The organism is Saccharomonospora sp. (assembly GCF_027317685.1).
Classification (GTDB): Bacteria; Actinomycetota; Actinomycetes; order Mycobacteriales; family Pseudonocardiaceae; genus Saccharomonospora.
On sequence record NZ_DAHVQP010000147.1, the window covers coordinates 22,671 to 36,285 of the forward strand.

Below are 13,615 nucleotides of genomic sequence, written 5' to 3' on the forward strand. Positions count from 1 at the left end.
GTTTGTCGGCATAGCGCCGGCCAATAGTGGAGGTGTGATAATGAACAACATTGAAAAGGCTGCTCAGTCGGCCGTTCCGGAGCAGGGTGGCGTGCTGCGTCCGTTGGAGCGGGCCAACGGCACGGCTCCCGTTCTCGGCACGCCGGCGCTGGTCACGGCGGCCGGTGTGCTCTTCGTGGCCGGGAACATGGTTCTCGACCTGGTGGGCCACGAGAGCGCGGCCAAGCACGACGGCGGCGTTCCGTCGGGCAAGTCCGGTGCCGAACTGCTGTCCATGCGGACGAAGGGCATGCAGAACTAAGTCCACGGCGGCGTGGTTCGCATGACCAGGGGGTCCACCAGTTCTCCTCGGTGGGCCCCCGCAGTTTTGTGTTCCGCCCCGAACGCGAGCCTGTCGCTTGTGCCGTCTTTTTCCGCCGCAGCGGAGTGGGAAATCACCCGACCCCATGTCGGGGGATCGGCGATGTGTGGCGTAAACCGCCACCATGATGCCCTTGGAAATTACCTCGGAGTGTGTTGACGTACGGCGTCGACCGATTGTGAAGGTGTGACGATGAACAATATTGAGAAAATCGCCCAGATCGCTATTCCAGAGCAGGGTGGTGCTCTGGCTCCGTTGCAGCGGGTGAACGACGGCATGCTCGGTTTTCAGGAGGCGTCGTTCGTGGTGAGCGCTTGCCCCTCCTTCCTCATCGCGGCCACCGGTGCGGCGAGCTCGACAGGTCTTGAGGACAGTCGGCTCGTCGAGAGTGTGCCCTCGGGTGGGTCCAGCGCCGAGCTGTTGTCCATTCGCGCGAGCGGGATGCGGGCCTGAAGGACACAGCGAGGCGTCGTGAAGACGTCCGAAGGCCGCTGAGGGCACAGCGGTGAGTTCGTGGGGCGGTGGGGTCTGTCCATTCGCTTCCGGCTGATCCCACCGGTTCGAGGCGCTAGAGTGTGTCGCCCGTATTCGGGTCGTCCTGATGCTCGGCGGAATGGAGAGATGTATGGGTTCGAACAACACACGAGCGCGGAAGTACACCGTCGAGTACCTGACGGGTATCGGAGCTCTGGTCGGTTTCGTCGCCGGAATGCTCTTCGATCAGGTGCTCGTGGGAATGGTCATCGGGATGGCGTTGGGCAGTCTGATCGGGTACGTGCTCAAGCGGCGGTCCGGGCAGAACTGACCTCATCAGCCGACGGTGGGCCGCGTGCGCGGCCCACCGGGCGAGTGGGAGCCCATCAGTCCGAGTCGGTGGGCCAGTGCCGCCGCCTCGGTGCGGTTGGCGGCGTTCAATTTGCGCAGGATACTGAGTACGTGGGAACCGACGGTCGCGCGTGTGATGAACAATCGTTCGGCGATCTGTGAGTTCGACTGGCCTTCCGCCAAGCAGCGCAGTACATCGTGTTCCCGGGCGGTGAGACGGGTCAACCGCTGCGTGGGGGCGAGGGTGAGGATGTCGACGATCTGCGCGCGGTGCCGGTCGAGCAGCTGGGACGAGCAGTAGAACTGTCCACGCAGGGCACAGTGGATCGACGAGACGATCTCCCATGGAGGGTCGTTCACCAGGACGATGCCACACACCCCGTTGGCCAGTGAGGCGGCCACTTCCTCGGGGTCGTCCTGGCAGACGGCGACGATCGGATACGGCGGTCCGGGCACACCTCGCTGACCGAGGGTTCTCCTCAACGACCCGATGTGGTCGAGTTGAGAGAACTGAACCAGCCACACATCCACATCGGTGGAGTGGGAGTCGAGGGGGTTTCCCCGAGCCGGGGTCAGCGCCGGACCCATCCGCAGCTCGGGCCCACCGAAGTCTGAAAGGGACAGAACGGTGAGGAGGCGGGACCGGACGGTCCCGTCGTCGATCAAACCTAACGAGATCACGGATTTTCCTGCTTTCCGGCAGGGGGGACGGACACGGTCGGAAGCAGACGTACACCACTGCTGGTCGCGGTTGTGTGTAGCACAATCGGCACGGCCGATGCCATGACGAACCTCTCCCCGCTGGTCGTGATCAGCAACATGATGGAGCCGCGCGTTGAGGTAATGCCGTCGGTTGGGGGAGGCGCACCGCACGATGCCGGACGTACGTTGTTCCGGCGGTGGTCCACTGCTCATCGAGGCGCTCGTTCGGTCGGCCACCGCTGGCATGTCGGAGGAAAGATGCGGTTGCGGATCAGCACACCACGCCGGAAAGACAGCCCGAAGGACGACATCGACGCGGCGTTTCAGCGGGTCGAACGGTTGACAGCGACCGGGGCGACAATCAGCGCGCTGGAGTTGTTGGCGGCCCGGAAGGCGTTGGAAGACCGGAGCCTGTTGGGTTGGCCCGTGTCCAGGACGCGGATGCTGTCACTCAACCGGACACCGGGCCGGTACCTGGACAAGGTGCTCCGCTACCCGCAGGTGCTCGGCGTGGTCGGTGCGCGCGCGGTCAGCGGTCTCACCCTGCTGTCGCCCCGGGTCAGCCGTCGCGGCAGAGCGGTGGCGCTCGCCGGGATGACCGGTACGGGCGCGGCCATCAACCTGCGCAGCAACTACGGACTCGACGGCTCCGACCACTTCGCGTTCATCAACTTCGCCGTCGCGTTGTTGGAGAAGCTCTACCCCAACGACCGCAGGGCGCGTGAGGCCGCGCTGGCGTTCATCGCGGCCCAGAGCTGCCTGGCGTACTTCACGTCCGGTGCGGTGAAGATGACCTCGCCGGTGTGGCGCAGCGGGGATGCGATCACCGGCGTCTTCCGTACCCGGACCTACGGGGACCGGTTCTTCTACGAACTGGTCAAGGACCGCAAGCTTCTGGCGCAGGCGGTGGCGTGGGGGACCATGGTGGCCGAGGTGCTGTTCCCCTTGGTTCTGGTCGCGCCACGGCCGATCGCGAAGATGATCCTGCTCGCCGGCATGGGCTTCCACCTCGGCAACGCCCGGTTCATGGGGTTGAACCGGTTCTTCTGGTCTTTCGTGGCGTCCTATCCCGCGGTAGCGCATTTCTCCCGGCACCTGGGCCGGGCGGACGCCAAGGCACGGCGTGCGGCGATCACGGAGGGGACGGAATGAGAAAAGCGATCGTGCTCGGTGCGTCGGTGCTGGCCGCGGCGAGTGCCGCGGCGGTGGTGGCGGCGCGTCAGCTGAATTCCGTCGCCGACTGGCCCGAAGCGCCGGGACGGTTCACCACGGTCGGTTCCGAGTCGATCCACCACCTGTCCAACTCCGAGGGCAACGGCCCGACGATCGTGTTCGAAAGCGCCCTGTCGTGTCCGTGCACGGAGTGGGCGTGGGTGATCCGCGAACTCGACGGTCGGCTGCCGTACCTCGCCTACGACCGGCCCGGTAACGGGTGGAGCACACAGCACGCACCACCGCGTACGGCCGCCGAGCACGCGGCGACTTTGCGGGAGTTGCTCTCCAACGCCGGCTTGCCGGGGCCCTATGTTCTCGTGGGGCACTCGGTGGGCGGACTGCTGGCCAGGACGTTCGCTCTGCACCACGCCGATGACGTCGCGGGGATCGTACTCGTGGACTCCTCCCACCCCGATCAGTTGGAGCGTTCGGCGCTGCAGCGTGAGGGGATGTCCTTGGTGGAGCAGGGCATCTGGGCTACGTATTGGCGTGCTCGATTCGGTCTGTCCCGGCCGGATGACGGCTTCGGCGCGATCGGTGAGCTTCCGGAACATCTGGTCGAGCCCAGCCGGAAGGTCATGCACAGGCCGGAGCCGTGGGCGGCCGCGCGTCGGGAGTTCGCGGACTGGTACACGTTCTGGGCCAACGAGGCGCGGGAGGCAGTGCCCCGTGCTGACGTCCCGGTAGCGGTGGTCACGGCGGGTGCGCAGTCGTCCATGGACCTCGCTCACGCCCGGATGCAGGCCGAACTGGCGCAACTCACCGACGTCGGTTCCCACGACGTGGTGTACGCCGCGGAGCACGACGCGTTGGTCATGCGTCGAGAGCTGGCTTCCCGGGTGGTCAAAGCCGTGGAGTGGGCTGTCGAGAACCGGGTCGCCGCGCAGCAGCCCGTCACAGGACGAAAAAGCTAGGAGACGGCCATGAGAATTCGTTGGTCCCGTCCGACCCTCGGATGGGCGACCGCGCGCCGCTGGGCGCTGTACGGCACGCTCTGTCTGTGGTTCGGCCTGACCATCTGCCAACAGGCGAATCGTCCGCATCCGCTGGGGAAACGTCTCGATCCCACGGCGATGGCCATCCCCAACTGGCGGTTCTTCGCCCCCACACCGGCCAGGCACGACTTCAACGTGCTCTACCGTGAGCGGCTCGCCGACGGAACGTTGACACCGTGGCGGGAACACCAGATCACCCAGGACCGGACACTGCTGCAAATGCTGTGGCACCCGGGTCGTCGTATGGAGAAGGCGCTCTTCGACGTCGCCTCCGAGCTGCTCCAGTCGTATGAGAAGGTGACCGAGCCCGAGCGCATCCAGCTCACCGTCGCGTACCTGTCGTTGTTGAATTTCGTGACCCATCAGGTCGAGCATCCCGCCGATGCCAAGGAAGTGCAGTTCCTCATCGCACAGTCAGCCGGACATGAAGAATCCTTGGAACCAAGGATGCTGTTCCTGTCGGAGTTCCATTCGCTTTCTGGGACACACGACACCGAAGTGACCCGGGAGCCGGTATGCGCTACCACGTGAAGCCAGAAGCCTACGGTGAGGCTTTGCACGAAGTCTACGACCACATGTATCCGGGCGAGGACACTCTGGGTGCCATCGAGTTCCTGGCGTCGTTGGCCGGGCCGGAAGGCCGAGTGGTCGAGTTCGGGGCGGGCACCGGACGACTGGCCATCCCGCTCGCCGAACGGGGCCTGGAGGTGTATGCGATCGAGGCATCACCATCCATGTTGGACAATCTCCACGAGCGCGATGCCGGCAACAAGGTGAAGACCGTGTGCGCCGACTTCGCCGAGCACGTGGTCGGTGATGGCTTCGACCTCTGCTACATCGCCTGCAACACGTTGTTCATGGTGGTCGACTCCGAACGCCAGATCGAGGTGTTGCGTAGGGCGGCCGAGCACCTGAAGCCCGGGGGCAGGTTGGTGGTGGAGGTGTACGACCCGACCCCGATCCACCGGTTCGACAAGCCGAACGTGCAGATCCGGCACCTGACTCCGGACCGGGTGATGATCGACCATATGGACGTGGACCAGCTGGAACAGCTGTTGGTCCAGGTGCACACCGTCATCGGTAACGGTTCGGTCAGCACCTATACCGAACTGAGCCGGTACGCGTTCCCCCGCGAGCTGGACCTCATGGCGAGGTTGGCGGGGTTGGACAAGGAAGCCCGCTACGGGGACTGGCGGGGCGGGCCCTTCGGCCACGGCTCGCGGCAGCACGTGACCGTGTACCGGTCACAAGCGCAAGCGTAAGGAGGCCAGGTGCGCATCGCATTGGTGGCGATCGGTTCACGTGGCGATGTACAGCCGTTCCTCGCTCTGGGCTCGGCGTTGCGTTCCCGAGGGCACGACGTGTGTTTGGCGACTCACGCCGATTTCCGTGACCTGACCCACGAGGCGGGGCTCGAATACGCGGTCGTTCCTGGCAGTCCGGCGCATTATTTCGGTTCCCCGGAAGTGATCGCGTCACTGAGGTCGAGCCGCTCGCCGTGGCAACTCGTGCGCAGGATGCCCAAGCAGGACGCGGCGGTCGCCGCCGAGGCGACGGCGGTGATGGCGGGGTACGTGCACCGGGCGAGCGAGGGAGCCGACGCTCTGGTCACCTCGCCGTTCGTGCGCAACGCCTTCCTCGGTCGCCCACCGGACATCCCGTGGACGTTCGTGTCGTGGTACCCGAACACCCCCACGTCGGCGTTTCCCGCGATGGGTATGCCCAGGCTTCCGCTCGGAGGGCTGTACAACCGGATCAGCCACCACGTGTCCCAGCGCATCGAGTGGCGTACGAGCCGGCCTGTGGTGAACGCCTATCGCGCGAAACTGGGCAAGCGGGCGCTGGGCGGTCGAGTGCCGTTCGCCGAACTGGAACGTGGCAGGCCGGCCTTCTGCCTGCAGAGTCCTGCGGTGTTACCGAAACCGAGTGACTGGCCGGACACCGTCCACATGGACGGCTACTGGTTCTGGGACCGGGAGTGGGAACCGACTCCAGAGGCGATCGCGGCGGTCGAGGAGGGGCCTGCGCCGATCGTGCTGTCGTTCGGTTCCCTGTGGCCCGCCTACCCTGAGCACAGCCTGGCCACTGTCGTCGCCGCGGCACGGGCCCAGGGACGCAAGGTCGTGGTGATCGACGGGCCCGACGGGGACCGACTGCCGCCGGACGTGGTCCGCCTGCACGACGTCGACTACACGTGGCTGTTCCCCCGCGCGGCGGCCGTGGTCCACCACGGCGGATTCGGCACCGGCGCGGCGGTGTTGCGAGCGGGTGTTCCACAGGTCGTCGCCCCGATCTTCGTGGACCACCCGTTCTGGGCCGAAAGGATGGAGGCACTCGGTGTCGCCCCGCAGGGCATCCCCGGATCGCGACTGGAACCGGGCCTCGTGCGCCGTGCGCTGAAGCAGGCCGTCCACGACTCGGACATGCGTCGGCGGGCCGAGGAGCTCGGACGCATGATACGCGCGGAATCGGCCGTGGAACGCGCGTGCGTCGCGCTGGAACGATGGGTCGGGGTGTCGGAGTCCACATCATGGCGGTGCTGACCAAAGCCGAGCTTGGTCTGCGGTTGCAGAGCGTCCGTGGTGCGATCTGGCAGGAAGCGTTGGCCGGTGACGCCTACGCACACCTACTGCGCGACTATGTCGACCCGTCGTCGACGATCGAACCTTTGGCATTCACCACGCCGGTGACGCGCAGCGCCGTGGGTGCGTGGATCGTCACGGACCCCGCTCTAGCCACCACGGTGCTCACAGACGACGCGTTCGGCCATCTGCGCACCGACGGCCACAAAGCGCACCTACAGATCCTGCCGTTACCCGAGGCGGGATTGACACCCGGTCCCACTGAGAGGGAGCGCATCGTGGCCGCGCTCGCCACCACGCCCGGATTCCACGAGTCGTGGACGAACGCGCTCACCGAACACGCCTTCCGGCTCGCCCGAGAGCTCGAACACCACGAGTCCTTCGACCTGGTCGGTGACTATGCAGGACCACTGGCAGTCCGCGCGCTCACCGAGGTCGCCCGCCACGCCGGGCAGGACGCGGACACGTTGGCGGGACACGTCCGAGGCCTCGCCTGTGTCTCGGACGCGCTGGCCACGCCACAGACACTGGACGACGTGCTCGCGGTGACGGCCGCGGTACGGGCGGCGCACCTCGCTGTCGGACGCGGCACGGACGACCGAGCCACCCACCCGCCGCTGCCTTTGACGGTGCTCTACCTCGCCACGGCACCGACCGCGGTGGTCGCCGCTCTGCGCGAACACTGCACGGGCGGAGAAACGCGGTGGTGGAGCCACCGCAATCCTCCACTGCGGCTGCTTCCACGCGTGGCGCAACACGACCTCGAACTGGGCGGGCACCGAATCCCCGAGAACGACCAGGTCGTGGTGCTCGTCGAACCACAGGACCGGCACCTCGCCCCGGACGACACGAACATGGTGGACACCGTGGTGGCGGCCGACCCCTGGAGCGCGGCCCTCCGGAACCTTCTCGACCTCACCGTGACCATCGCCGCGGACGTACTGCTGACCCGGTTTCCCGGCCTCCGCTCCGAGGCCGAACCACTGCGCAGGCCACGGAGCCCGGTGACTCGGCGTTTCGCCCAATGGCAGGTGAGTACTCGATGAGCCCTTTCGAACCGATGCGGGTATTGTTCACGACGATCGCCCACCCCACGCACTACTACTCGATGGTGCCGTTGGCCTGGGCGTTGCGTTGTGCCGGTCACGAGGTCCGGGTGGCTTCCCAGCCTTCGCTCGCCGATGCCGTCACCCGCAGCGGACTCACCTTCGTGCCCGTGGGCGAGGACCATCAGTGGGCGGAGAAGTTCGCGGCCAACACAGCCACGGCCGGAACGGCTCCGAGGATCGACTTCACCGATCTGCTCGCCGACCCGGACCCGCACGACCTGCTCGGTTTCTACACGATCCTGGTTCCCGGACTCTTCGCCCCACTGAACAACAAGTCCATGGTGGATGGTCTCGTGACGTTCGCCGAGGAGTGGGAACCTGACCTCGTGTGTTGGGAGCCGCTCACCTGGGCCGGGGCGATAGCGGCCACGGTCACGGGAGCCGCTCACGCCCGACTGCTGTGGAGCGCGGACGTCCTGGGAGCGACCCGGCAGGCTTTCCTCGACGCGCAGTCGAACACACCCGGACCTCTTCGAGACGATCCGCTGGAGGAGTGGCTCACCTGGACACTGCGCAAGTACGGTCGGGACTTCGACGAAACCGTGGTGGAGGGACACTGGGTCGTCGACCAGGAATCTCCCAGCCTGGGCCTGTCCACCGCGCAACCACGGCTGCCGATGAGTTACGTGCCGTACAACGGACCCGCGCTGGTTCCGGACTGGGTGCGCGAGAAACCCGACCGTCCTCGGGTGTGTGTGACGCTCGGGGTCTCGGCGCGTTCCGGCCTGGGGCACACCAGTGTGCCTCTCGGTGAGCTCGTGAGAGCGCTGGCATCGCCGGACATCGAGCTCGTCGTCACCGCCGGCGCCGCGCAGAGAGGAGAGCTGGGTCGACTTCCCTCGTCCGTACGGCTAGTAGAGAACGTGCCGATGCACGCTCTTCTGCCGACGTGCGCGGCGGTCATCCACCACGGTGGTGCGGGAACCTGGTGCACGGCACTGAGATCGGGAACACCGCAACTGGTCCTGCCGGACATCTGGGACGCACCGTGGAAGGCCGCACGGCTCGCCGAGCACGGTGCGGGATTGGTCGAGCCCGCGAGCACGTTGACGGTGGAGTCGGTGCGCGACAAACTCCAGCGGCTGCTGGACGACCCGTCGTACCGCCGGGAGTCCGAGCGACTGCGTGCCGAGTTGTTGGCCCAACCCTCACCCGCCGAGGTCGCGGACGAGTTGATACGTCGCACCCGAGAACACGCGGCGCGTCGAGCATGACAGGTGTCATGTCCAGCCGGTGAAATGTACATGGCTATTGCTGACCGTTGAGTCTTTCTCCCACACCGAATTCTTTCTACTGTGGAGATATGCATGGTCCCGTGGTGGAAGTGAACGATCTACATTGCTCTTACGGCTCATTCGAAGCGGTGAAAGGGATAGACTTCCACGTCGAGCGTGGGGAGCTGTTCGCGTTGTTGGGCACCAACGGCGCAGGTAAGACCACAACGCTGGAGACGCTCGAAGGTCATCGCAGGCCGGCCGGCGGATCGGTACGCGTGTTGGGGCTCGACCCGGTGGGCGACCGCAAAGAACTGCGCAGTCGGATCGGCATCATGTTGCAGGACAGCGGATTCGCCGGGGATCTCACGGTGGCCGAGACGGTGGAGTTGTGCCGTGCGATGAGCAGCCGTGATTCCGATCCGCGGGCCAGCTTGGAAAGACTGAGTCTGGATCACCGCAGCGACGTCCGGGTCAAGCAGCTCTCCGGTGGGGAACGGCGAAGGCTCGACCTGGTGCTGGCGACACTGAACTCACCGTCGTTGCTGTTCCTGGACGAACCGACGACGGGTCTGGACCCCGAGTCCCGCACCACCGTGTGGGCATTCGTACGCGAACTGCTCGCCGACGGTGTCAGCATCGTCCTCACCACGCACTACCTCGACGAGGCGGAGAACCTCGCCCACCGGCTGGCGATCATGCATGACGGTCGGATCGCCGTGGAGGGTGCCCTGGCGGATGTGCTCAGCGCTCAACGCGCCCACATCGGTTTCGACCTGCCGCCGGGTCCGTTCGAGCTGGACCTGCCCGGCTTGGCGGGGGACCTGGACCCCGAACGCTTACGTGAGGGACGGGTCCACATCCGCACTCCCGACCTGGAACACGACCTGCGTGCGGTGATGCAGTGGCAGAGCGCGCACCAGTTCCCCTTGCGGAGGTTCCGCGCCCACCACGCCTCGCTCGACCAGGTCTTCCACGACGTACTCGACCGCAACCGGGTGGAGACGGTGCCCATGACCGGTGTCCAGCCCGTCCAGGGGGAGCTCCGATGAGTCTCACACGCAAGCAGATCAACGCGCTGTTCCTCGCCGAGACCAAGTTGTTGGCCCGTAACTCCACGGTGGCGGCGACCGCCTTGATCGTCCCCGTGGTGATGGCGGTCTTCATGACCCTGTTCTCCCAGGACAACCTCGGCCCGCTCGGCTGGGCGCTGCCCGTGGCGCTACAGATCCTGCTCATCATCGGTATGACGGTGTACATCAGTACGGCGCTCGCGTTGACCGCTCGGAGGGAGGATCTCTACCTGAAGCGGCTGCGTAGCGGCGAGGCCGGAGACAGCACGATCATCATCGGAATCAGCTCACCGTTGGTGGTGCTCGGTCTGCTGCAGTGCGTACTCGCCGTGGGCATCGTGTGGGCGCTCGGCCCCGCCTCGCCCCGCAACGTGCTCGTCTTGCTGCTGACCGTCGTGCTCGGCGTCGTGATGGCCGCTACGCTGGGTTTCGCCACCACCGGATTGGTGTCGAGCCCCCAACAGGCCGACATGGCGGGTATGCCTTTCTTCCTCTTCCTGCTGGCGACCGGCATCTGGGGCGCGACGAATGGCGCGGCCGGGCCTTCCGCGGAACAGCTGTGGACGCCGGGCGGAGCGATCGTCGACCTGATGCGTATCGCCTACGATCCGACGGGTTCGTTCGCCGGGCAGCTCGCCGATTCGGTACCGGGCCTGCTCGTCCTGTCGGCCTGGGCTGTCGTGGGGGCGATGGCGGCCCGGCGATTCTTCCGCTGGGACAGGCGTGTCGGCTGATCGGCGCCGGGTGTCAGCTCGACGCGAACGCCTGCCTGTTGCCGACCAAACCCAGCGAGTGGGCTATCGCTGCGGCCTCGGTCCGGTTCGACGCGTCCAGTTTCCGCAGGATACGCAGGACGTGCGAGCCGACCGTGGCCCGGGTGATGTGCAAGTGCGCGGCGATCATGGGGTTGGACATGCCATGTGCGAGGCAGGTCAGCACCTCGCGTTCGCGTTCGGTCAAGGAGTTGAGGGTGGTCTCTTCGGGGCCGGAGAACAGGCCGATCACATCGCCGCGGTAATCGCTGAGCGACTGGGGCGAGATGAACAGGTGCAAAGTGGACGCCGAATGGATCGCCGCCGCCAGGTGCCATGGAGAGTCGGTCATCCGTACTACCGCGGAGACTCCGCGTCTGAGGACATCGCTGATCTCCGTCCGCTCTCCCGAGCACACCGCGACGATCGGCCGCACCGTATGGCCGGACTCGCCCGTTCGTTTGTCGAGCAGGCGGGGCCATCGGGTGCAGCGAAGAATGTCGGAAGATCTGGCGATCCATACGTCTGGGCTGCGTAATGAGCCCGAACCGCGGAGTGCTTCCTCGAGCGTGGGCATGGTCGCTGTCAGTTCAATGTGGAGTCTCTGGAGGTCGAGGGCGTGGAGCCAGGACAGTCTGCCGTCATCTGAATTGAGCTTGCTCGCGTCCTCGACCAGCCCCACAGTGACCATATGATCCCCAAAACTACTTGACGTAATGAGTGTATGTGCATATCGCCCAATCGGGTAAAACGCTTTTAGATTATCCCTTGATCGACTTCAGTCAAGTCGGGTCGACGTCGGCGACTGCTCTCGCTTGCGGGGGCGAAAGGTGGCGTCAGACCGCGATGAGCTCGCCTTTTGTTTCGGATAAGCCGAAATCTCTTGGGTGTGGTCGGTGTGTGGGTAGTCTGATTCCCTCCGAAAGTAGGGGTCGGCGCCCACTTTGTTTGCGAGTGTGATTTTCCGACTAATCGGACTTTGGGGACATTGCGCGGCCCCCTCGACGTGGAGGCGGCCTGTTTGCTGAAGTTACCCGCGGTGGTCATCTGCGAAGTAGTGGATGATCCGAAAGGGTAATCAGTGAAATGGTGGATGCCGCACGATCATGGCTTCCATGATCGTTTTGAGAGGACTCGCACCAGGGCAGGAGGTAGCGTGGGCGGCACTGAGTACGCTCCTGAACTCGCATCGATGTACGACGCCCTGTATGAGACCCGCGGCAGGGACTACGCGACCGAGGTCGCGATGGTGCTGGCCGAGGCCGCCGAAGCGGCCGGGCGAGAACCGGGATCCGTCCTCGACGTCGCCTGCGGCACCGGCGAACACCTGCGGCACTTCGCCGAGCGGGTGTCTGAGGCCGAGGGGCTGGAGCTGTCCTCGGCCATGTTGGACATCGCCGCTTCCCGCCTGCCCGGCGTGCCCCTGCACAAGGCGGATATGCGGAAGTTCGCCCTCGGAAGGCGATTCGACCTCGTCACGTGCCTGTTCAGCTCGATCGGCTACGCGGCCGACGAGGCCGAGCTGCGTGCCACGATCGAGCACTTCGCACGCCATCTCACCGAGGGCGGGGTCGTGATCGTCGAGCCGTGGTATTTCCCGGAGACTTTCCTGCCCGGTTACGTGGCGGGCGATGTCGTGCGGGACGGGCGGCGCACCATCGCCCGGATGTCACATTCGGTGGAGGACGCGGGGCGGACGCGAATGCGCGTGCATTTCCTGCTCGGCGACCCCGATGGTGGCATCAGGCATATCGAAACCGAGCATGTCATCACCCTGTTCACTCGCGAACAGTACGAAACGGCATTCGAATCGGCGGGGCTTCGAGTGAACTATCGTCCGGGTGGCCCATCCGGACGTGGGCTGTTCGTCGGAATCGGATGAGTCGAAAAGTTTACTTCGTTCCATTCCCGAGCCGCCGGGCAGCGGCGAGGAAGCTCGGGTAGTCGCGGTAGTAGTCGCTCTCGTCATAGTGAGCGGAGGCCAGCACCAGGCCGACGGCACCTGCGGAGAAGTTCACCAGATTCCGCCACACCATCGGCCCGATGTAGAGGCCGGTCGCCGGGTGGTCGAGCCGCACCCGCGCCGTGTGGAATCCGTCGTCGAGTTCGATCTCGAACTGCCCGTGCACGGCGATGATCAGCTGTTCGAGCATGCGGTGTCCGTGCGCGCCGCGCACAGTGGAGATCGGCAGGTCGTAGAGGTAGTACACCCGCTTGATGTCGAACAACACGTCCTTGCCTGATTCCACCACCGCCAGGCTGCCCCGCGGATCCGCGTGTTCGGGGAGCCTGATGGTGCGCCAGGGAAGTGACGCCGTGGTGAAAGTGGGCTTGTCGACCGCATCCGTACACTGTGCTGCCATCGCAGTCCCCTCACCGGCCAGCAGGGTCGATCCGACTCTAGGCATTTCCGGCAGGTGGTCGCGTCCGGCGATCGCATCCAATGCGGGCCCCGATGTCCATCAGATGCCGGACGATACGCACCTGGGGCCGAGCTCGGCGAGTGCGTCGTAGCGCTCGGCCAGTGGGGCGAACAGCCGTTACCACAAAGGCGTGGCCCGGCCGAGTCCGCCGGCGATCGCACGAGAACGCTGCTCTCAGTGCCGCCGGGTTCCGGTCCGGTCTCCCACACGGTCACCGACATGCCCGCACAGGCCGGCGTCACCGCGGCGGCCAGGCTGTCGGGGGGCCGAACCCACCACGGCGGCTTTGCTCATGTCTTGTGCACCTTCAACCGGAAAACGTGACGGTGGGCCACGCTGTCGACGTGGCCGGAACCGGCGCGAC

16 protein-coding genes are annotated in these 13,615 nt (G+C 65.7%); 13 read left to right on the forward strand and 3 right to left on the reverse strand.

The features are described 5' to 3' along the window. The first annotated feature begins 40 nt into the window (after nt 1–40). The 3 genes from M7H19_RS18020 (at nt 41) to M7H19_RS18030 (ending at nt 1,166) form a co-directional block, all read left to right on the forward strand. On the forward strand, nt 41–301 hold the full coding sequence (locus M7H19_RS18020) for a hypothetical protein (protein ID WP_298183158.1): 261 nt from the start codon (nt 41–43) through the stop codon (nt 299–301). A 252-nt stretch (nt 302–553) separates the two neighbouring features. Further along, entirely contained in the window at nt 554–814 is a 261-nt protein-coding gene (locus tag M7H19_RS18025) for a hypothetical protein (RefSeq protein WP_298183161.1), read from the forward strand. Nucleotides 815–986: 172 nt separating this feature from the next. Continuing rightward, a complete protein-coding gene (locus tag M7H19_RS18030) occupies nt 987–1,166 on the forward strand; it encodes a hypothetical protein (protein WP_298183163.1) in 180 nt (59 codons plus the stop codon). Between the two features lie 5 nt (nt 1,167–1,171). Here the strand turns inward: M7H19_RS18030 and M7H19_RS18035 are convergent, their stop codons facing one another. After that, complete coding sequence (locus M7H19_RS18035) at nt 1,172–1,867, reverse strand: response regulator transcription factor (RefSeq protein ID WP_298183166.1); 696 nt, start codon at nt 1,865–1,867, stop codon at nt 1,172–1,174. A gap of 279 nt (nt 1,868–2,146) precedes the next feature. Between M7H19_RS18035 and M7H19_RS18040 the strand changes: the two genes are divergently transcribed. From M7H19_RS18040 to M7H19_RS18080, 9 genes are all read left to right on the forward strand, one after another. Further along, nucleotides 2,147–3,040, forward strand: coding sequence for a hypothetical protein (locus tag M7H19_RS18040; protein ID WP_298183169.1), 894 nt, complete (start codon nt 2,147–2,149; stop codon nt 3,038–3,040). Further along, complete coding sequence (locus tag M7H19_RS18045; protein ID WP_298183172.1) at nt 3,037–4,017, forward strand: alpha/beta hydrolase; 981 nt, start codon at nt 3,037–3,039, stop codon at nt 4,015–4,017. Before M7H19_RS18040 ends, M7H19_RS18045 begins: the two co-directional genes overlap by 4 nt. A gap of 9 nt (nt 4,018–4,026) precedes the next feature. Next, nucleotides 4,027–4,629 carry a hypothetical protein gene (locus tag M7H19_RS18050; RefSeq protein WP_298183176.1) on the forward strand — a complete coding sequence of 201 codons (603 nt, stop codon included), beginning with the start codon at nt 4,027–4,029 and terminating at the stop codon, nt 4,627–4,629. Then, entirely contained in the window at nt 4,614–5,360 is a 747-nt protein-coding gene (locus tag M7H19_RS18055) for a class I SAM-dependent methyltransferase (RefSeq protein WP_298183179.1), read from the forward strand. Before M7H19_RS18050 ends, M7H19_RS18055 begins: the two co-directional genes overlap by 16 nt. 9 nt (nt 5,361–5,369) lie before the next feature. Then, nucleotides 5,370–6,641 carry a glycosyltransferase gene (locus tag M7H19_RS18060; protein ID WP_298183182.1) on the forward strand — a complete coding sequence of 424 codons (1,272 nt, stop codon included), beginning with the start codon at nt 5,370–5,372 and terminating at the stop codon, nt 6,639–6,641. Continuing rightward, nucleotides 6,629–7,726 carry a hypothetical protein gene (locus M7H19_RS18065; protein WP_298183185.1) on the forward strand — a complete coding sequence of 366 codons (1,098 nt, stop codon included), beginning with the start codon at nt 6,629–6,631 and terminating at the stop codon, nt 7,724–7,726. Before M7H19_RS18060 ends, M7H19_RS18065 begins: the two co-directional genes overlap by 13 nt. Continuing rightward, nucleotides 7,723–9,003 carry an activator-dependent family glycosyltransferase gene (locus tag M7H19_RS18070; protein WP_298183188.1) on the forward strand — a complete coding sequence of 427 codons (1,281 nt, stop codon included), beginning with the start codon at nt 7,723–7,725 and terminating at the stop codon, nt 9,001–9,003. Before M7H19_RS18065 ends, M7H19_RS18070 begins: the two co-directional genes overlap by 4 nt. A gap of 89 nt (nt 9,004–9,092) precedes the next feature. Continuing rightward, nucleotides 9,093–10,055 (forward strand): ABC transporter ATP-binding protein, encoded by a 963-nt coding sequence (locus tag M7H19_RS18075; RefSeq protein WP_298183191.1) that lies wholly within the window; start codon nt 9,093–9,095, stop codon nt 10,053–10,055. After that, nucleotides 10,052–10,810: an ABC transporter permease gene (locus tag M7H19_RS18080; protein WP_298183193.1), complete on the forward strand. Its 759-nt coding sequence runs from the start codon at nt 10,052–10,054 to the stop codon at nt 10,808–10,810. Before M7H19_RS18075 ends, M7H19_RS18080 begins: the two co-directional genes overlap by 4 nt. A gap of 13 nt (nt 10,811–10,823) precedes the next feature. Here the strand turns inward: M7H19_RS18080 and M7H19_RS18085 are convergent, their stop codons facing one another. After that, nucleotides 10,824–11,180, reverse strand: a complete 357-nt coding sequence (locus M7H19_RS18085; protein ID WP_298183196.1) for a response regulator transcription factor — start codon at nt 11,178–11,180, stop codon at nt 10,824–10,826. A gap of 804 nt (nt 11,181–11,984) precedes the next feature. Here M7H19_RS18085 and M7H19_RS18090 point away from each other — a divergent pair. After that, a complete protein-coding gene (locus M7H19_RS18090) occupies nt 11,985–12,710 on the forward strand; it encodes a class I SAM-dependent methyltransferase (protein WP_298183199.1) in 726 nt (241 codons plus the stop codon). A gap of 10 nt (nt 12,711–12,720) precedes the next feature. Here the strand turns inward: M7H19_RS18090 and M7H19_RS18095 are convergent, their stop codons facing one another. Continuing rightward, nucleotides 12,721–13,191: an FdtA/QdtA family cupin domain-containing protein gene (locus M7H19_RS18095; protein WP_298183201.1), complete on the reverse strand. Its 471-nt coding sequence runs from the start codon at nt 13,189–13,191 to the stop codon at nt 12,721–12,723. Between the last annotated feature and the right edge of the window lie 424 nt (nt 13,192–13,615).